The 19005-nt window shown below is 68.8% G+C and carries 13 protein-coding genes, 1 tRNA gene, 1 other RNA gene and 2 pseudogenes; 11 read left to right on the top strand and 6 right to left on the bottom strand.

The window, feature by feature from the left end:
- Nucleotides 1–77: 77 nt before the first annotated feature.
- The 5 genes from ABZ624_RS09060 to haaT all read right to left on the bottom strand — a co-directional run bounded on the left by ABZ624_RS09060 (nucleotide 78) and on the right by haaT (nucleotide 5121).
- Complete coding sequence (locus tag ABZ624_RS09060) at nucleotides 78–284, bottom strand: DUF397 domain-containing protein (protein WP_360084196.1); 207 nt, start codon at nucleotides 282–284, stop codon at nucleotides 78–80.
- Between the two features lie 18 nt (nucleotides 285–302).
- Complete coding sequence (gene haaN, locus ABZ624_RS09055) at nucleotides 303–782, bottom strand: cyclophane-containing RiPP N-acetyltransferase HaaN (RefSeq protein ID WP_360084194.1); 480 nt, start codon at nucleotides 780–782, stop codon at nucleotides 303–305.
- A 52-nt stretch (nucleotides 783–834) separates the two neighbouring features.
- Complete coding sequence (locus tag ABZ624_RS09050) at nucleotides 835–1998, bottom strand: FxsB family cyclophane-forming radical SAM/SPASM peptide maturase (RefSeq protein WP_360084192.1); 1164 nt, start codon at nucleotides 1996–1998, stop codon at nucleotides 835–837.
- 13 nt (nucleotides 1999–2011) lie between these two features.
- On the bottom strand, nucleotides 2012–2203 hold the full coding sequence (gene haaA / locus ABZ624_RS09045; protein WP_360084190.1) for a HaaA family cyclophane-containing RiPP peptide: 192 nt from the start codon (nucleotides 2201–2203) through the stop codon (nucleotides 2012–2014).
- A 137-nt stretch (nucleotides 2204–2340) separates the two neighbouring features.
- Nucleotides 2341–5121: a cyclophane-containing RiPP biosynthesis TPR protein HaaT gene (haaT, locus tag ABZ624_RS09040; RefSeq protein ID WP_360084188.1), complete on the bottom strand. Its 2781-nt coding sequence runs from the start codon at nucleotides 5119–5121 to the stop codon at nucleotides 2341–2343.
- A gap of 596 nt (nucleotides 5122–5717) precedes the next feature.
- On the opposite strand from haaT, the gene ABZ624_RS09035 reads away from it, so the two are divergent.
- The 9 genes and pseudogenes from ABZ624_RS09035 to ABZ624_RS08995 all read left to right on the top strand — a co-directional run bounded on the left by ABZ624_RS09035 (nucleotide 5718) and on the right by ABZ624_RS08995 (nucleotide 16003).
- A complete protein-coding gene (locus tag ABZ624_RS09035; RefSeq protein ID WP_360084186.1) occupies nucleotides 5718–6173 on the top strand; it encodes a hypothetical protein in 456 nt (151 codons plus the stop codon).
- Nucleotides 6174–7925: 1752 nt separating this feature from the next.
- The gene (gene mycP, locus ABZ624_RS09030; RefSeq protein WP_360084184.1) at nucleotides 7926–9212 is read left to right on the top strand and encodes a type VII secretion-associated serine protease mycosin; all 1287 of its coding nucleotides are present in this window, start codon (nucleotides 7926–7928) and stop codon (nucleotides 9210–9212) included.
- Nucleotides 9213–9372: 160 nt separating this feature from the next.
- Nucleotides 9373–9825 carry a hypothetical protein gene (locus ABZ624_RS09025; protein ID WP_360084182.1) on the top strand — a complete coding sequence of 151 codons (453 nt, stop codon included), beginning with the start codon at nucleotides 9373–9375 and terminating at the stop codon, nucleotides 9823–9825.
- 9 nt (nucleotides 9826–9834) lie between these two features.
- Nucleotides 9835–11679 carry an alpha/beta hydrolase gene (locus ABZ624_RS09020; RefSeq protein WP_360084180.1) on the top strand — a complete coding sequence of 615 codons (1845 nt, stop codon included), beginning with the start codon at nucleotides 9835–9837 and terminating at the stop codon, nucleotides 11677–11679.
- 116 nt (nucleotides 11680–11795) lie between these two features.
- On the top strand, nucleotides 11796–12632 hold the full coding sequence (locus ABZ624_RS09015) for a hypothetical protein (RefSeq protein ID WP_360084178.1): 837 nt from the start codon (nucleotides 11796–11798) through the stop codon (nucleotides 12630–12632).
- A 390-nt stretch (nucleotides 12633–13022) separates the two neighbouring features.
- Nucleotides 13023–13376, top strand: coding sequence for a DUF317 domain-containing protein (locus tag ABZ624_RS09010; RefSeq protein WP_360084176.1), 354 nt, complete (start codon nucleotides 13023–13025; stop codon nucleotides 13374–13376).
- A gap of 167 nt (nucleotides 13377–13543) precedes the next feature.
- Nucleotides 13544–14365, top strand: coding sequence for a DUF317 domain-containing protein (locus ABZ624_RS09005; RefSeq protein ID WP_360084174.1), 822 nt, complete (start codon nucleotides 13544–13546; stop codon nucleotides 14363–14365).
- A gap of 81 nt (nucleotides 14366–14446) precedes the next feature.
- Nucleotides 14447–14640: pseudogene (locus ABZ624_RS09000) on the top strand (excisionase family DNA-binding protein).
- A gap of 84 nt (nucleotides 14641–14724) precedes the next feature.
- A pseudogene (locus ABZ624_RS08995) lies at nucleotides 14725–16003 on the top strand (site-specific integrase).
- Nucleotides 16004–16065: 62 nt separating this feature from the next.
- Here the strand turns inward: ABZ624_RS08995 and ABZ624_RS08990 are convergent.
- Nucleotides 16066–16153 (bottom strand) — tRNA-Ser (locus ABZ624_RS08990).
- Between the two features lie 96 nt (nucleotides 16154–16249).
- Here ABZ624_RS08990 and ffs point away from each other — a divergent pair.
- Nucleotides 16250–16346, top strand: an RNA gene (gene ffs / locus ABZ624_RS08985) — signal recognition particle sRNA small type.
- Nucleotides 16347–16405: 59 nt separating this feature from the next.
- On the top strand, nucleotides 16406–18988 hold the full coding sequence (locus tag ABZ624_RS08980; RefSeq protein ID WP_360084172.1) for a DNA polymerase III subunit gamma and tau: 2583 nt from the start codon (nucleotides 16406–16408) through the stop codon (nucleotides 18986–18988).
- Nucleotides 18989–19005 lie beyond the last annotated feature (17 nt).

Here is a 19005-nt window from a genome sequence, read left to right as displayed (position 1 = left end):
TGGTCGGCGCCGGGGTCGGCCCAGGAGAGGTATCCGTCGAGGAGACACCCTCTCTTGTCCGGACAACACCGGAACAGCTAGGAGCCGAGCTGTCCCGCCCTGACGGCTATGACGAAGCCTGCCCAGTCGGGCATGTCGAAGAGCAGCACGGGTCCGTCGGGGTTCTTGGAGTCCCGGATGCCGATTCCGTTGGGGAAGTCGGCTACTTCGACGCAGTACGAGTCCTCGTTCCCGCTGTACGAACTCTTGTGCCAGGCACGCCGTGGCGTGTGCTGAGACTTCATCGATGCCCTTTCAGAGCCTCACATCGTGCCGGTGCCGATCCGGTAGACGATCTTCTCGTTGTCCTCCTCGAACCCGAGCGATCGGTAGAAGGTGCGGGCGTCCGAGTTCACCCGGTCCGTCATCCATTCCAGGCGCGTGCAACCGGGGCGTGCCGTAGCCAGGTCACGGAGTTCGCTCATCAGCTGGGCCCCGATGCCCTGCCGACGCAGGGTGTCACGGACGTACAGCTCCTTGAGGAAGAGGGAGTGGGTGGAACCGGCGCTCGGCCAGAGGAACGAGTACGCGGCGAGGCCCACGATGTCGCTCGCCTCGTCCTCGACCACCAGGGCGGAAGCCAGAGGCGGCGACCCGAAGAGCGCCTCCTCGACCTGTGCCTGACGCTCGTCGAACGGCTGGATGTCGGCATCCGCGGTGCCGTAGAAGCGCTCGATCTCCTCGATCAGCCTGGCCAGCTGTCGGACGTCGTTCTTCTCGGCCGGCCGGATCGTCACGGTCATCGGCGTACAGCTCCTCTCGTGCGGAGTGAGCCTCGGGCGGGCGGCGGTGCGGTCAGGGGGTGGCCGGCGCGGCAGCATCCAGCTCCCAGCCGTACCCCTGTAGAGAACCCTGGACGTGCCGAATGAGATACGCCAGGTCCGCGCAGTAGACGGATGGGTTGCGGTACCCACGGTCTGTGCTGAAGCGGTGCGGCAGGTATCCGCCGCCGCACACCGCCACCAGGGGACAGCTCTGGCACTCCTCGGCGAGTGCGACTGTGCCGTCCTGCTGGCGGTGCCGGAGCTTGGGGTGGCGGACGGCAATGTCGAAGGAGTCGTTGAAGACGTCGAGCCCGAGGCTGGTGGCGCCCTCCTCGACGGAGCGGAGGGTGTCCACCCCCTCGATGCTGCCGTCGGACTCGACCACGACGCTGGTGGGTGGAGCCAGCCCGAGCGTCTCCACCGAGCTGCGCACGCCGGAGCTCAGCGCGACGATGTCCTCCAACATCCGGACGCTGTGTTGGTGGTCGGGGCGGTCGAGCCAGGCGTCGTAGTCCTGGCTCATCCAGAGCCCGTACTCGGGCATACTCGCGTCGTTGCGGTGGGGCGGGTCGTCGTGGGTCCCGTGCGGGAAGCCAAAGTCGATCACCGGAGGCCCGAAGGATGCCAGGTAGTCGTGGACCTCGACCGGATCATTGGCCAGGTCTACGACGGCGAGGAGTCCGGCGAACAGGTGCGGACGGGACCGCAGGAGTTCGATGCCGCGCACGGTGGAGGCCCAGCTGGATCGCCCATGGTGGGTGAGCCGGTGCCGGTCGTTCGCGGCCGGCGGCCCGTCGAGACTGACGCCCACCACCACGCCGTGCTGCTCGAAGAGGTCCAGCCACGCCTCGGAGAGGAGTGTCGCGTTGGTCTGGAGCTCGAAGTGCACCTCGGTGCTCGCCGGAATCCCATCCCGAACAACAGCGAGGAGGTCGGCCATGTGCCGGACACCGGCGAGCAGCGGTTCTCCGCCGTGCAGCACGACGTGGACGGATGGGAGGCCATGCGCCATGACGTGCTCGCCGATCCTACGGGCTGCGGCTTGGGCTATGTCCAGGCCCATCCGGGCAGGCAGGTGCCGCGCCGCCTGGTCCTTGGAGTTGAAGACGAAGCAGTAGTCACAGTCGATGTTGCAGCGGTTGGCGATCTTGAGGATGAATGTCCGGAAGGGAACGGCGACTTCGAGCCTCGTCATCGATGGCAGGTGTTCAGAACGGCCAGGGCCAGACGAGCGAGGCGGCGTGGGCGCCGTCGCCGACGCGGTTCGTCGCTGCCTGTTCGGCCACCCGGCGCTGTTGTACTCGGGCGGCGACGCGGTCCAGGACTACGTTGCCTCGGACGGGCCGCTGACCGGTGGGGGCCATGGCGTGCGACGTGGAAAGGGACGTACGTGACGGCATTCAACGCTCCTCGTGGAGGACGTGCCCAAGACGGGACGGGCGCGGTGCGACGGCGGTGGTTGAAGGCGACAGAACGGCTGGCAACGTAGCAGTCCGGCCGCTCACCACAACACAGGGAAACCGGCCACGGGCTTGGCTCATCCGACCTGCGACACCAGGAAACGCTCGATGTCGTCAGCCGACGCACTCACGCCCAACTGCCGATAGATGGACAGGGCTTCGCGCAGCGGCCGCTCGGCACGTTCGGGGCCGTCGATCATCGAGTCGCAGCGGCCTGCTCCCTCCAGCGCCCGTGCCTCTTCCAACGGACAACGGATGGCCTGGGCCAACGCCAGTGCCTGTTCGAAGCGGCGGCACGCCGCGCCCAGGTCGTCGGACGTACGAAGCAGCGTTCCCCAGTGGTTCAGGACCTCCGCCTCACCACAGCGATCGCCGAGTTCGCGGAGGATGCCGAGGCTCTGCTCGAAAGCCTCGACAGCACCATCTCGGTCACCGACAGCGGCGCGAGCGGCCCCCAGCTCGCCGAGCGAGGCGGCCTCGCCACCGCGGCTGCCGAGGTCGCGGTACGCCTCCAGGGCTTCTTCGAGCTCACGGATCGCCGTCGTTGCGTCTCCGGTCAGACGGTCCAGTACGCCGAGATGGCGGATGCAGTTCGTGCGCCCGAAGCGTTCGCCGAGTTCGGTGAAGTACTCCAGGGCCCGGGTGTGGGATTCGCGCGCGCCGTCGAGATCTCCGGTGAGCCGCCGTACGACGCCCAGCTCATTGAGGGCGTACGCCTGGTGGACCCGGTCGTCGAGTTCTTCGTAGATGCCGAGCGCCTCGCGGTGCCATTGCGCCGCTTGCTCGTACTCGCCCATAAGGCAGTGCACGACGCCCAGATCCCGGAGGGAGTTGGCCTCACCGTACCGGTCGCCGAGCCCACGGTAGAACGACAGGGCCTCGGACTGGGCCTCGACGGCCGCGCAGAAGTCGCTGGTCTGGCGGCGCACCATGCCGAGGTCGGCGAGCGCGTTGGCCTGTCCGAGCCGGTCATCGACCTCGCGGTAGAGGGCGAGGGCCTCGGTCTGCGCGAGGGCGGAGGCGTCGTTGTCCGCAGTGAGGTACCAGACGATGCCGGCCTGGTTCAGGGCGTCCGCCTTGCCGCGCCGGTCGTCGACCGCGTCGTAGTGCGTCACGGCCTCGTTGAGGGCCTCGGTCGCCTCGGGGTAGGCGGCCATGAAGCGCCGTATGACGCCGAGCTCGGTCAGCGCGCCGGCCAGTGCCTGCTGGTCGCCGGTCTGGCGGGCGGCCTCGGCTGCGGTCCGGTGCAGCCCGACGGCCTGGTCCCAGGGGCCGGCCTGGCGGAGGAAGGGCGCCATGGCCGCCGCCAGACGGATCACCAGGTCGTACAGAGCGAGGGCGTTCGCCCGTCGGATGCAGGCCAGGATGTTGGGCCGCTCGGCTTCCAGCCAGCTCAGTGCTGCCGAACGCGATTCCAAGGGCGGCGTCTCCGCCTGTTCTGCGTCGTCTGGCGGGTGCCGGGCCGCCGCACCGCTTCGGACGATGTGTTCGTTGGCGGCGGCGAGCGCTGCCAGATAGTAGGTGCCCACACGCCGAACGGCCTGTACGTGGTCCATGCTGTCTCCTTCGTCAGCGAGACCGCGGGCGTAATCGCGTAGGAGGTCGTGAAGCCGGTAGCGGCTTCCAGGATGCTCGTCGATCAGGTGGGCGTCGTAGAGCGCGTCGAGCTGGTGGCGGACGTCCGCCACCGTGAGCGCGGCGAGCGCTGCCCCGACGTACGCGTCGAGATCCGTACCGGGGTAGTGACCGAGGGCCCGGAAGAAGCGCTGCAGCTCCGCTGCGAGGTCCTGATAGGACAGGTCGAACGTCGCGGCGACCGCACGCTCCCCGGCCCGCAGTTCGCCCAGCCGGTCCCGCGCTGCAACGAGCCTCGCGCGTAGATCCGCGGCGCTCCACGAGGGGTGATGCCGCAGCCGGGCGGCGAGCAGCGACACCCCGAGCGGCAGGTACCCGCACAGCCGCACCAGTTCCCCGAGCACGTCCCGGTCGAGTGCATCGGCCGGCCGGCCGCTGAGTCGTACGAACAGATCCACCGCGTGATCCGGTGGCAGTGCCTCCACCGGCAGCACCACTTCCTCCTGTGCGGCCAGCCGCTTGCGAGATGTGACGAGCACCAGGCATTCGCTACCGCCTGGGAGCAGTGGCTCCAGCTGCCGGTAACTGCCCGCGTTGTCGAGAATGAGCAGCGCCTTCTTCCCAGCGAGTCGACTGCGCCACATGGCCGCCCGGGCCTCCGTGACCGCTCCGACGTCGTCACCGACGGGGATCTGCTGCGTCGGCACGCCAGCGGCGGCGAGGAGGGAGGCCAGGGCCTCGGTGGCTTGCACGGGGCTGCGTCCGGGGGTGTGCCCGTTGAGGTTCACGAAGAGCTGTCCGTCCGGGAACCGCTCCGAGAGGACGTGCCCCGCGTGCACGGCGAAGGCGGTCTTCCCGACACCCGGCATCCCGTCGATCACGTGGACCGGGAGACCTTCGCCGGTCTCCTGCGCAGCACGGACCGACCGGACCAGCGACTCGAGCTCGGCGGACCGGTCGGTGAACGCCGAGGTGTCGCGAGGCAGCGACCGCAGCACCAGGGCGGCGCCGGGCGGCCCGGCGCCGTCGTCCGGTCGGAGCACAGGCTCAGGCTCCTGCCCCGAGGGCTGGCGATCGTCCAGCACGGCCAGGACCGCCGTCAGCGCGGCCGCGACCACTCCCAGCATGACGAACGACAGCCAGGGATGCTTCTGTAGCCAGCCCAGCCAGGACGGCCAGTGAGACTGCGCCGATACCGCGTTCGTCACCAGGCCCACGAGTATCGTGGTGACCGCGCCGCCACCGGCTACGACGGCGAGCGCCGCACCGCGCCGCATCCTCATGCCCCAGGCTCCGCTGTGCTGCCGTGCGACAGGCGTCTCGGCGGCGGCGTATCCCGATCCCGCGAGGCTCCTGACCTGGGCACGCTTCGTGCTGCGGTGCGAAGTGAGCAGCGAGCTGGCTGGTACGGCACATACACGTGGACCCAGATCACGTACACACCCCCGGATCGCGCTGATCTCGACGCCACATCGCAGTTAAGCGGACCAGTCGTAACGGACCGGGTCAAGGTCACCTCTGCGCCACCCACTGTCGGGTATCGGCCATTAGAACGGCCGAGCGCCCGCATCTGAGTACAAGTGCTCATGCGCTCCATCACGCCTGAGTGTTGGGTGGTGACATGCCTGGCGAGTCGCCGGCCTCTCTGGCTGCAGGCGGAGCATCCCCGCACGGAGGGCTTGTTCTCGGTCGCTCCCCGCTACAGGGCGACTGTGGGCTGTCACTGCTGGTAGCTAGAGTTGCTGGTGCGAGTCCGGGCGTTCGGTTGTTCCGACGGAGCGGGGAGGGCGTTGTGTTGCCGAGCGATGGCGGGTCGGCGTCAGGCACCTCGTCGTGGGTGTCCGGTCTGTTCGATGTGGCACGTGACGCCGTTGCAGATGTGGCCACGGAGCTGTCGTCCTTCACCACCTTCCAGAAGCGCGTCGACGCCCTGATCCACGACCTGAAGGGGTCGCAGGCAGGTCCGGGCAAGATCGGGCAGGAGCAGCTCGCACGCCATCAGTTCGGCGGTGGGGCGGGCGCATGGGTAGAGGCGGCCGGGCTGTTCAGCGCGTACGAGACGGTGATCACCGAGCTGGAGACGCTGTCGAAGTTGCTGTCGGACTCCATGGAGGGCATGAACATCGCGGTCATGGCCTCGCACAAGGGCTACCAGAACGTGGACCTGGACGTCCGCAACCGCATGGCGGCGATCAGCGTGGAGACGACGAAGTACTACGGCGGCAGCTACGACCCTGAGGGGCCCGGCAAGGGCCACGGCGACGGGAACGGAACGCAGACGGGGCAGTCGTCGACGCCGGTGCCAGCGCGCGGCGACGCGGGCGGGTCGATCTGATGGACCTGGTGGAACGGATGGGGAGGGGGGAGTTCTGATGCCTCGCAAGGAATCCGGCGGCACGTCCTTCGAGGACATGAGCCACGAGCAGATGCTGGCGTGGCTCGACCAGGCCGACGTCGGCATGGTGCAAGCCGCCGGGGACCGGCTCACCGCGGCAGCCGAGGAGATCCGTAAGATCGCCGAGGAGCTAAAGGTCCGCCCCCAGTGGGTGGAATGGAAGGGCGAGGGCGCCCATGCGTTCCGCACTTGGTCCGCCGACCTGGCCAACGCCACCCTGCGACTTGGTGACTTCAGCGAAGGCGCTGGGAAGTGGCTGAGGGAGGCTTCCGGGGCGATCGCGCAGGCGCAGACATCCATTCCGCGCGACACCACGGGCGCGCAGGCGAACCTGGACGCTGCGAAGACCGCGCACAACGACCCGGACGCGGCGGCGGTCAGCGCCAAGTCCAGGAGTGAGCTGGCCGCACTGGCGGCGCACAAGGAGAAGCTCCGCCTCGAGGCGGCTGCGCAGATGCGGAAGCTGGGGCAGACCTATGAGTGGTCGGCCACGCAGATGAACAGGCTGGAGCGGCCGAAGCTTCCGCCGCCGCCGAAAGCGATCGTGCCGCCGTCGGGATCCCGTGCATTGGACCGGGACAGCAGCGTCGTCGGCCCGGCGAGAAGCAGCGTGTCTCATGTTCCTACGGAGAGTGGCGTGTCCTCGCATGCAGCCGACCAGGGACTGGCACCACACTCGACCTCCGGCTCGGTATCGCGGTCGGTGGCTTCACCCGATCACGCGAGCTTGTCGCAGCATCCTCGGTTGACGGAGGCCGAGCCGCCTTCCCGGATGGGCATCGACTCCGTGGGCACGTTGCCTCATGCGCCGCACACGCCGGTGGGCCCGGTTAGTGGTCTCCCTGACGCCGGTCGGGCCGACGCCCCGGCTCCAGCGCAGCCTCCGATCATCCCTCCTGCGTTCGGAAGCAGCACCGGAACGCCTGCGCGGCCGGTGGGGCCGGCCAGGCCGGTCACCGGCTCGGTGACGCCGGGTAGAGACGTCACTGGTCCGCTGCAGCGAGGAGGAATGTCAGCCGGCCCGGAAGGGCCGGGGCGGGCGGCGATTTCCGGACGGACGCCCTTGGCACCAGGCGAGGAAGTTCCGTCGCCAAATCCTGGACGAGTGCCGAGCGGTGGCGGCAACGGCATTGTCGGGGGCCGTCCGACCGTGCCTCCTACCGGTCGGTCGACGGGGGCCATCCCCCGGGGAACGGTGGTGGGCGCGGAGGGTCCGACTGCGGCTGTCCGCGGGCCAGTGGGGCGTCCTACGACAGGCAGTGGTGGCCCTGCACCCCGGCCAGTTGGCCGCTCGGCCGGGATTCCTAGTGGTCGCCCCGCATCTCCGATCAGAGGGGTTGTCGGTGGCAGCACGCAGGCGTCGTCTCGCACGGGTCGCCCGTCAGCGGTGGAAGAGGCCAGCGGGTCCCTGAACTCGGGAGCTCCTGTGCGAGGGGGCGGTGCGCCCACGTCCAAGCGGTCAGGTAACAGCCCGGCCAGTGCGACTCCGTGCCAGGCATCTTCAGCACCTTCCTACCGACTGCGCAGCACCGCGGCCGCCTTGGGCGGTCGCCAGGCCAAGGAGCAGCGGACTCGGAAGGACGACCGCCGTTCGGCTCGTCCGACCTCTGAGTGATCGCCCGCGAACAGCGAAGGAACGCCATGCTCTTCAAGAGGACCCGACTCGGTCGCTGCAGGGCCGCAGCATCGGCTGTGCTGGGCCTGCTGCTGGTAGGTGCCGTGGGGCAGCCGGCGCATGCCGAGGGGATGCGTGCGCAGCAGTGGTTCCTTGACGCCATGAAGGCGGAGCAGATGTGGCGCACAAGCACCGGCAAGGGCATCACGGTCGCTGTGATCGACACAGGAGTGGACGCGGACAACGCTGACCTGAAGGGGCGCGTCCTGCGCGGAAAGGACTTCGCCGAGGGCCAGCCAGGAGACGAGCACTCCGACTACGACGGTCACGGAACGGGCATGGCGGGTCTCATCGCCGGGACCGGAGCCGCTGACGGCGGAAACGGCGCCTTCGGGCTCGCACCGGGGGCCAAGATCCTCCCGGTACGTATGCCGAAGTCCACAACGTCGGCCAACGAGGCGGCGTCCATAGAGCAGTTCAACCAGGTGCTCCCGAAGGCGATTCGTTACGCGGCGGACGCGGGTGCACAGGTCATCAACATCTCGATGGGAGCGGAGGAGGGCTCACCCGGCGTAACCGCAGCAGTCAAGTACGCCTTGGGCAAAGGAGCATTGGTCTTCGCCGGCGTCGGCAACAGCGGCGACAAAGGCAATCCGGTCCAATACCCTGCGGCGACGCCCGGTGTCGTCGGCGTGGCCGCGGTGGGCAAGGACCTTCGGCGTACCCCGTGGTCCGAGTACGGTCCTCAGGTAGACATGTCCGCTCCGGGGGCTGGGATGGTCGCCGCCTGCACCAGCACGACGGGCTTCTGCAAGACCGACGGCACCAGCGACGCCACCGCCCTCGCCTCCGCCAGCGCCGCCCTGATCTGGTCCAAGCACCCTGATTGGACCAACAACCAGGTCCTCCGCGTCATGCTCAACACCATTGGCGCCCCCACGGACGGCGCCAAGCGCAACGACTCCATCGGCTACGGCATCGTCCGTCCGCGAATCGCCCTCCAAAACCCCGGCGACCCGGGCCCCGCCAACGTGTATCCGCTCCCGGACCCCAAGGGTGCGGCGCCGAATCCGACATCTCCGAAAGCCTCCCAGACCGGAGGCGCCGCTACGCCGGCAAGTAATGGCAACTCAGCCGCGGCATCCTCCGCATCCGATGCCGACACCATCTGGATTGCGTTGGGCGTCGGAGCTGTCGTACTCCTCGGAGCCGCGATCACGGTTGCCGCCATCGCTCGCCGACGTCGGACAACCACAGCACCACTCCCAACGCCCGGCCACTCGCACTACGGCGCCCCAGGGGGCACGCCCCCGCTGCACACCCCCCCGGTGCCGCCGAACAGCTTCCCCCCGTCCGATCGATGACCGGGTGCCGTCTGAGTACGCGTACTCAGACGGGCTGATGGCCGATACGGATGGGTCACTCGAGGCAGCGTTACGACTGTGCTTTTCGACCACCGCAGCCTTGCGGTCGCGTGTTCACAGCATCTCTGCGACGTACGACGAGACACGGGAGGGGCCACGCATGGCGTGGGACGAGTGGGAGCAGCTCAAGGCCGCCGCGGCAGAGCGGAGCACCGGTCGGATGCAGATCGACCACTTGGCTGAGCCCGTGGGCGGGGGAGGCGGCGTGACTGGCAAACTCAGGTCCGACAAGGCCGCGTGGTCCAAGGCAGGTGCCGACGTCGGCGGCCTACGGGTCACCATCAGCAAGGCGCTGGCGAAACTGGAGGACGCTCAGAAGGGCCTCGGCAAGGACGCCGAGTGCCTGACCGCCGCCGCCCAGCACGAGGTCCACACGTCCTGGGAAAGCTATATCCGAAATGTGAGCGGGCGCTGCGGGAAGCTGTCCGATCTGCTGGAGAAGGTGGGCAACGATCAGCTCAGGACGGACGATGCCATCAGCGCCGAGATCGCGAAGCTGAAGACGGAGTACAAGGACACGTCGGCGGTCGGCGGTCAGGCAAAGGGCCGGTGATCGGATCTCATGGACTACACGACGCTGAAGGCACTGAAGCCGTCCGAGTACTCGGATGCGGCGAACGGGTTCCGGGCGGTGAGCGACATGGCCAGCGCAGCCAAGGACCGCATCGACCTGCAGATACTCGTTGCCATGAAGTCGGCCAACGAGGGGGAGGCCGCGACCGCGGCTGATGGCCAGTTACAGGAGTTGGCGAAGAACTTCCATTACACGCAGGTCGAATGCGGCCTCATCAGCACGGCGCTTGACGGGTTCGCGTACGACATGGAGGCGGCCAAGAGGAAGCTGGATGCTGCGGTCGAGGACGCGCATGCCAAGAATTTCACCGTGAACTCCGACGGCTCGGTTAGCTACCCGCCGGCCGGCGATAAGACCGACGGTAAAGTCCCGGAAGGCGGCACCATGACCGCCCTGATCGGGGACCCGGCCGCAGATGCGATCGGCCGCCAAGCAGCCAGATTCAACCCCAACGCCCGGTACGCCCAGGAGTACGCCGACCGCATCGCCGACGCCCTCAAAGAGGCTACGGCGGCCGACGAGAAGTGGGCGCCGAAGCTGCGGGCGCTGAAGGCCGACGATGACCTGACCGTCTCCGACCGGGACTGGGTCGACGTCAAGCAGGACACCGCCGGCGTACTCCAGGGGGCCGAGGACTACCTGCATTCGATCAAGGAACCGCCCAAGCACGGCACTTCCAAGGAAAACGCGCAGTGGTGGAAGAGCCTTACCGACCAGCAGCGGGCTGACTACGTGGCCGTCCACCCTGACTCGATCGGGTGGATGGACGGCCTTCCTGCCACCGTGCGTGATGAGGCGAACCGAACCGTGCTGGCTGAGACCCGAGGCGCCGCCCAGGTCGAACTGGACGCCTGGATGGCCAAGGAGCCGGCCCGCTATCAGACCATTCACCAGCTCAATCCCAACACGGGCGGAGAGGTGGATGTCCCTGTCACGACCCCTGAAAGCGAAGCTGCCTGGCAGAAATGGGAAGCGAAGCGCGAGGAATTGCAGGGTCGGATCGACGGAATGGACGCGATTCAGAAACGCTATGACAACTTCACCGGGGACGAGGGGACTCGGCCTTACCTGCTAGGATTCGACAACAAGAACATCGGGCATGCGGTTGTATCCATTGGAAATCCGGACACTGCCGATAATGTGGTGACGTACGTGCCGGGAACTACGGCGAATCTGAGTGGTGTCGACGGCCTCATTTCAAGGGCCGAAGCGCTTCAGGGAAAAGCGGCGCGAACGGACTTTACGCATTCGACTGCATCGATCCTTTGGCTTGGCTACGATGCCCCGCAGAGCCTCGTACCTGATGCGACTTACAACACCAGTTGGGCCGATAACGCCCGAGAGTCGTTGAGTAACTTTTTGACCGGCCTTGAAACCTCCCATCACGGAGGGCATGCGAACTCGACTCTCCTGGGCCACAGCTACGGTTCCCTAGTGGCCGGCGAGACCATGCGCGACCACCCGGACCTGCCGGTGGACAACGCGATCCTGGTTGGAAGCCCGGGGACTGGTGTCAACCACGCCAAGGACCTGAACATTCCCGCAGACCACGTCTGGGCGGCAACCGCTCAGAACGACCTGGTGAATATGGTCCCGCCGCAGGCAGGAATGCTGGGCCCCCTGAACCCGAACGCATACAGGCGCCTCTTCGACGACCACTCGGCCATGTACGGGACCGACCCGACATCCGATGAGTACGGTGGGCACACCTTCAAGGTCGGCAACGGACACCTTCCCGGCTGGCATTTGGAAGGCATGCCCGCTCACTCCCAGTACTGGGAGGGCGATTCCCTGGACAATATGGCGGAGATCGTAACCGGAGGAACCCCGTGAAGCCGCGAAAACTGATGTCGATCGGGACACTGCTGACCGCATTGGTTGCTGTTACAGCGTGCGGGGCACACGAAGGTGGGAAAGGAGACGGCGCCGCAACGCCGAAGCATGTCGCGATGAACGAGCAGCAGGCAACCAAGCGCGCAGAGGAAATCATTCACCAGGCGGTGGACGGCATGTCACCGAAACCGAAACTCGAGCGTATCGGCCCCGCACCGGTGGGAGCCTGTATCGCCCGGGACGACGGCGGTCCTGATGATCGTTTGCAGGTCCGTCTCGCGTACAAGCTGACGGGAGTGCCGAGCAGCGAGGCCAAGTCGCTGGTGCGGCAGGCAAGAGACGCCTGGGTGAAACTGGGCTACAAGTTTCAGTCGTCGGACGCGGACTGGTCCAAACCATTCCCCCACGTGAACATGCGCACCGAACCCGATGACTTCTGGATGGACGCCATCACCGGTGTGGTGAACCGAGCCACGGGCGAAGGGCTCGCCTCCATCGGTGTGACCTCACCATGCTTCTCGAGCAGCGCCAATGATCAGTTCACGACCGACTCCACAGCCCTCCACCGCACGCAGGTCGACGAGCACGCCGCGCAGCTGGCTCTCGCCCACTCCAGCCGGATCTACGACGCACTCCACGTACGACACGCTCCAGCCCAGGAGGGAGACGGAGTCAGCGCCTACCAACAATCCGAGAGCGCCTTTGTCCACCACACCTGGTCGACCCTGCCGCTCACAGAAGAAGAAATGGCTCAGGCGATGGCGCGCGTGCAGACCTACTTCGAGGCGGCGGGCTGGTCAGTGCGTCATGTCCCGGCGGCGACCGGCGCTCCTGCTCTCATCGCCCGTAACGCCAGTGACGGGAGCGTGGCTCAGGTCGCCCCGTCGGCCACGGGTGCTGTGCGCGTCGGCGTGACGACGCCGGTCGCGCCCGAGCAGTCCGTAAGCATCTGAATCACCAGCGCGACCTGGAACGGAAAGGGATCTCTGTCTGCAGGATGACGGTGACTGGAGGCCCATCGCTCTCAGCTCGATCCGTGACGACGTGACGGCCTGCGGAGCGGTCCGGAAGGAGCCGGCTACCAGGACTCCGGTCCGAGCGGAGCCCAGGCCAACGTCGTCTCGGGCACGGGCATGCCGAAGACGCCGCCGTGCCGCACGTCACCCTAGAAGGGGGCGGGTGTCGGGTGCTTGCTGCTCGGAATGCCCTGCCGCGTCGTCCGAGAGTGCCGCAGTTCGCCGGGGGCAGACAGTAAAGATCCACGAATAGCTGGTAAGCGCCTCAAGGGCATGTGAACCTTGACGACCTTCTCGTAAAACACCAGGTCAGAGGGGTGATTGCCTGTGACTGCGGCACCCCAGGGTCCCGGATTCTCCACCACCGTCGAGGCCCTGCGGCTGCGTGAGTGGTTGCTCGGCCCGGGCCAGGCCACGCTCGTGATGGATCAGTTCTCCGCCGACGACTTCGTCCTGGTCGTCGACGACCGCGCGGACGTGCACGTCAACTCGAAGGATGGATCCTTCTATCTCGGATGGTTTCCGTCCGGCCGTCCTGGTACCGACGGCGAGGGGGGGAAGATCGCCGTCACCGGTACGGCCAAGGTGCGCGGCTACCAGATGTCCTTCGACACCGAGACGCCGGCGGACGTTGTTGCCGCCGCGGTCGCTCGCGTGCTGGAGACCTCCCAGCGCGTGTGACACGCAGCGGCACGAGTCGCCGCCGCTGGAGGAGCCCGTCGTCTGGCTGGTGAGGGCGAGACGGGTTAGCCCGGCCATCTGCCACCCGAGGCCGCCGCGAAGCCGGCCCGGCACATCCATCCAGTTTTACGCACCGCTGGCGGCATCAAGCCCCAGCCCCCAACCCCTTGGAGGCGTACCTGCATCCCGATCTCCCGATCGATCCACCTGCTCCGGCTGGTGTCCCGTCCGCGTACTGGGTCGGCCCCCGGCACCTGGCCGGTGACGACGGCCGCCTCTACGACGCCGTCGCTGACACACTCGCCGACTTGGGCTGGACGAGCCTGACGATCGTCCGCGGGCGCCAGGAGCCTGATGAGGCGCCGGAGGACCGTCAGGTCCTGCGTAGCACCGTCCTGCACTTCAGCCCCGACTCCCTGCGGTGGGCGCAGTGGGTCCTGCCGGACGAGCCGTTCCACCTGGGGAACCTGCCGATCGCCTGGCAAGTGTCCGCTCGCACGGACCCGAGCAGCCCGCTCGCCCAGTGGTCGGCCTACTTCATCCCCGAGGTGCCAGGGGAGATCCTCGCCGGCTTCCTTGCCGCGCTCGACGCCCGCGATCAGCCCGCCCTGCCGTGCGGTGGCCCCGAGCTGGTCCTCGACGCTGTTGCGGCGCACGGGTGGCTGCGTGACGTCGACCACCCCGGCACGGGAGCGGTGGATCCGACGTTCGCCTCCCACGTCCGCCTCGGCGAGGTGCCGCCCCTCATCCAGGACGGCGATCCACTGGCGCTGGTGGCCGCGGCTGACGAGGCGGCCTTGGCTTGGTGGCAGGCGTGGGCCGAGCCGTTGCTCGGCGCGGGCTACCTGTGGGCGGCTTCGTACAGCAGCAGAGTGCCGCACGACCTCGTCGCCGCATTCGCCGACTCCCTCAGTTCCAGCGCACCGGTCCTGCGCCGGATGCTGCCCGAAAGTACACGCGACCGGCTCCTGCGCGCTCCAGCCGGCTGAGGGCCCGTCCAACGCATTGAAGCCGGGCCTCCTCTCGGGGAGGCCCGGCTTCGTGTACCCGTCGAGTGGGCCGCCGTTGGTGTGCGGCCGGTTAGTTCTCTTCTCCTCACGGTCGAAGAGGCCGCCCGCCGACTCCGCATCGGGCGGACCACGTGCTACCAGCTCATCCGCTCCGGAGAGCTGGAGTCCATCCCCGTCGGCCGTCTCCGCCGTGTCCCGCCGACGCGCCAGCCGCGTACGTCGCTCGCCGACGTGCGGCACAGCGAGCCGCTTGACCACACCCGAGGCGGTGGCACTCCCGGACAAGGACAGCCCGCCGCCCCGGCTCCATCCCGACAGCACGAAACAGGAGCCTGCCTGTGGCAGAAGAGAAGAAGCGCACCCGCCGGGCCAACGGTGAATCGGCGATCTACTTCGGCAAGGACGGCCGTTGGCACGCCCGGGTCCCGATGGGCTACAAGGACGACGGGACACCGTACCGCCGCCACCTGACGCGACCCACGCGCAAGGACCTGGTCGAGGAAGTCCGGCGGCTGGAGAAGCAGCGCGACGAGGGTTCGGCACGACAGCCCGGCAAGCCGTGGACGGTCGAGAAGTGGCTGTGGCACTGGGTCGAGAACATCGCCAAGCCGGTCGTGAGCGAGAACACGTACGCGGGCTACGAGGTGGCGGTGCGCGTCCACCTGGTCCCCGGCGTCGGCAAGCACCGCATCGACCGGTTGGAGCCCGAGCACCTGGAAAGCCTGTACCGCCGGATGCAGAAGAACGGGAGCAAGCCCCGCCACGGCTCACCAGGCTCACCGCACCATCGGCACCGCCCTCGGTGAAGCCGTGCGGCGCGGCCATGCGGCCAAGAACGCCGCCGCGCTCGCCAAGCCGCCCCGGGTCGAGGAAGAGGAAGCGGAGGTTGAGCCCTACTCCCTCGAAGAGGTTCAGCGTCTGCTGATCGAGGTCAACAAGCGCCGGAACAGTGCCCGGTGGATGCTCGCGCTCGGCCTGCGGCAGGGCGAGACGCTCGGAATCCGGTGGTCTGATGTCGACCTGGACAACGAGTACCTCAAGCTGCGCCGGAACCGGCTGCGTCCGAAGTACCGGCACGGGTGCCCGGAAGCCTCGCCCTGCAGTCGGGCAGCGGCCGGGTACTGCCCGAACCGGGTGCAGGTCCGGCGGGAGACCAAGAACACGAAGTCCCGGGCGGGCCGCCGTGCGGTGCCACTCCCGGGCCCGCTGGTCGCCATGCTCCGACAGCACGCCGAGGTGCAGGAACGCGAGCGCAAGGCCGCCGGCAACCTGTGGGTCGAGTCGGACTACGTGTTCACCAAGCCACTCGGTGGGCCGCTGAGCCCGAACACGGACTACCACGACTGGAAGCGGCTGCTCGAAGACGCCGGCGTGCGGGACGCCCGCCTTCACGATGCCCGGCACACCGCCGCCACCGTGCTCATGCTGCTCGGGGCCCCTGACCGCGTGATCGATCAGATCATGGGTTGGGAGCCGGGCACCTCCGCGCGGATGCGGGCGCGGTACCTGCATGTGCCGGACGCCATGCTCAAGGACGTGGCTCGGAAGATCGCCGAAGCCATCTGGGGACGCCCCGAGAAACCCGCTGTGGATAAAAACCAGGACAACGAGGTCTGAGGACAACGTCGAAGGGCCCCACCCTGAGGTGGGGCCCTTCGACATCGTGCCCGGTGAGGCACTGGCGGAGGATACGAGATTCGAACTCGTGAGGGGTTGCCCCCAACACGCTTTCCAAGCGTGCGCCCTAGGCCTCTAGGCGAATCCTCCGCCGGAAACATTACATGACCGAGGGGAGTGCTCGCGAACCCGTTCCGGCAGGTCCGCATCCGTTACAGCCCGCGGGCCGCGATCGGGTACTGTGGGCGCAGCCCCTCACGCGGCGCTATCTGACTGAACTCCCCCAGGGCCGGAAGGCAGCAAGGGTAGGTCGGCTCTGGCGGGTGCGTGGGGGGCCCTTGCGTTTGCCGGGGTGTCCGCGGCCGGGGCCGGTTGTCGGTGGGCGCCTATAACCTCGTATGCGTGTCGTCTCTCGCGCTGTACCGCCGCTATCGCCCGGAGACCTTTGCCGAGGTCATCGGGCAGGAGCATGTCACCGACCCGCTGCAGCAGGCGCTGCGGAACAACCGGGTCAATCACGCGTACCTGTTCAGCGGTCCGCGCGGCTGCGGCAAGACGACCAGCGCGCGGATCCTCGCTCGCTGTCTGAACTGTGAGCAAGGTCCCACGCCGACGCCCTGCGGGGAGTGCCAGTCGTGCCAGGACCTGGCCAGGAACGGGCCCGGTTCGATCGACGTCATCGAGATCGACGCCGCGTCCCACGGTGGCGTGGACGACGCCCGTGAGCTGCGGGAGAAGGCCTTCTTCGGCCCCGCGAGCAGCCGGTACAAGATCTACATCATCGACGAGGCCCACATGGTCACGTCGGCCGGCTTCAACGCGCTGCTGAAGGTCGTCGAGGAGCCCCCGGAGCATCTGAAGTTCATCTTCGCCACCACCGAGCCCGAGAAGGTCATCGGCACCATCCGGTCCCGGACCCATCACTACCCCTTCCGGCTGGTCCCGCCCGGCACCCTGCGGGAGTACCTCGCCGAGGTGTGCCAGAAGGAGGACATCCCGGTCGAGGAGGGCGTGCTGCCCCTGGTCGTGCGCGCCGGCGCCGGTTCCGTGCGTGACTCCATGTCCGTCATGGACCAGCTCCTCGCCGGCGCCGCGGAAGAGGGTGTGACCTATGCCATGGCCACCTCCCTCCTCGGCTACACCGACGGCTCTCTCCTCGACTCCGTCGTCGAGGCCTTCGCCACCGGTGACGGGGCCGCCGCCTTCGAGGTCGTGGACCGTGTCATCGAGGGCGGCAACGACCCGCGGCGCTTCGTCGCCGACCTGCTGGAGCGGCTACGGGACCTGGTGATCCTGGCCGCCGTGCCGGACGCCGTGGAGAAGGGGCTCCTCGACGCCCCGGCCGACGTCCTGGAGCGGATGCAGGCCCAGGCCTCCACCTTCGGCACCGCCGAGCTGAGCCGCGCCGCCGACCTCGTCAACGCGGGCCTGACGGAGATGCGCGGTGCCACCTCGCCCCGGCTCCAGCTGGAACTGATCTGCGCGCGCGTGCTGCTCCCCGCCGCCTACGGCGACGAGCGGTCCGTGATGGCCCGCCTCGACCGTCTCGAACGCGGCGTCCACTTCTCGGGCGGCGCCGGTGCGCCCGCCATGGGGTACGTCCCCGGACCCGAGGCCCATGCCGTCGGCGCCCTGGCATCGCCCGGCGGTGCTCCGGGAGCGCCCGCGGGCGCTCCCGTGCCGCCCGGTGGCGGCCCCGCCGCGGCCCGCGCGGCCGTACGCGCGGCCAACGGCCCGGGAGCCGGGGGTCCGGGAGTCAACGGTCCGGGAGCCGGGGGTCCGGGTGCGGGTGGTCCCGGCGTAGGCCGCCCTGGCGTCGCTGGCTCTGCCGGTCCTGGTCCTAGTGGTCCCGGTGGTGCTAGTGGTCCCGGTGGTCCCGGTGATCCTGGTGTCGCTGGTCCGGGCGTTGGCGGCCCCGGTCCCGGCCCCGGCGGCCCGGCTCCGGCCGCCCCTGCCCCCACAGCCGCCCCTGCTCCCGCGGCCCCCACAGCCCCAACAACACCCACCCCTGCCCCCACAGCACCCGCCCCAGCTCCGGCAGCGCCCACCCCTGCCGCCTCGACGGCCCCCGCCGACCAGGCCCCGGTGCCGCCGTCCCACGCCCCTGGTGCACCCGCTTCCCCGGCCCCTTCCGGTGCCTCCACCCCGCCCGCCGCCGCTCCCGGGTCCTGGCCCACTGCCGCTGCCGCCGGAAGCGGCCGGCGCCCCGGTGGCTGGCCCACGGCCGCGGCACCGGCGGGCGGTCAGCAGGGCGGCCAGCAGGGCCAGGCCCCCGGCCGGGCGCCCGCTGCGCCGCAGCACCAGGCGGGCGGCCCCGCGCAGACGGCCCCCGCGGCTCCGGCGGCACCCGTACCGGGTCCGGCGGCAGCCGCGCCCGTCGGCGGCCTGGACCCGCGTGCGCTCTGGCCGAACATCCTGGAGGCCGTCAAGAACCGCCGCCGCTTCACCTGGATCCTGCTCAGCCAGAACGCCCAGGTGACCGGCTTCGACGGCACCACCCTCCAGCTCGGCTTCGTCAACGCCGGTGCCCGGGACAACTTCGCCGGCAGTGGCAGCGAGGACGTGCTGCGGGCGGCGCTGGCCGAGCAGTTCCACGTGCAGTGGAAGATCGAGGCGGTCGTCGATCCGTCCGGCGGCGGGTCCGTACCTCCGGCCACCGGTGGCTTCGGCGGCGGCGGAGGCGGCGGTTACGGCGGCACGTCCGCCGGAGGCGGTGGTTACGGCGCCTCCGCCGCTCCCCGCCCCGCGGCTTCCCAGGCGGCCTCACAGCCGGCCGCACCCGCGCAGTCCGGCCGTGCGGCCGCTCCTGCCGCACCCACCTCCGCCCCGCGGCCCATGGCCGCCCCCGAGCCGCCGCCCGTCTCCCTCGAGGACGACATCCCCGAGGACGACGACCCGGACCTCGACGAGTCGGCCCTCTCCGGCCACGAACTGATCGTCAAGGAGCTGGGGGCGACGGTGGTGGAGGAGTTCTCCAACGAATAGGCCGGAGCAGCGCGGGG

This window comes from Streptomyces sp. NPDC007205, from assembly GCF_040634095.1.
In the GTDB taxonomy this organism is placed as follows: domain Bacteria; phylum Actinomycetota; class Actinomycetes; order Streptomycetales; family Streptomycetaceae; genus Streptomyces.
Note: the sequence above shows the minus strand (reverse complement) of the source record. Positions and strands in the feature narration are given on the sequence as shown.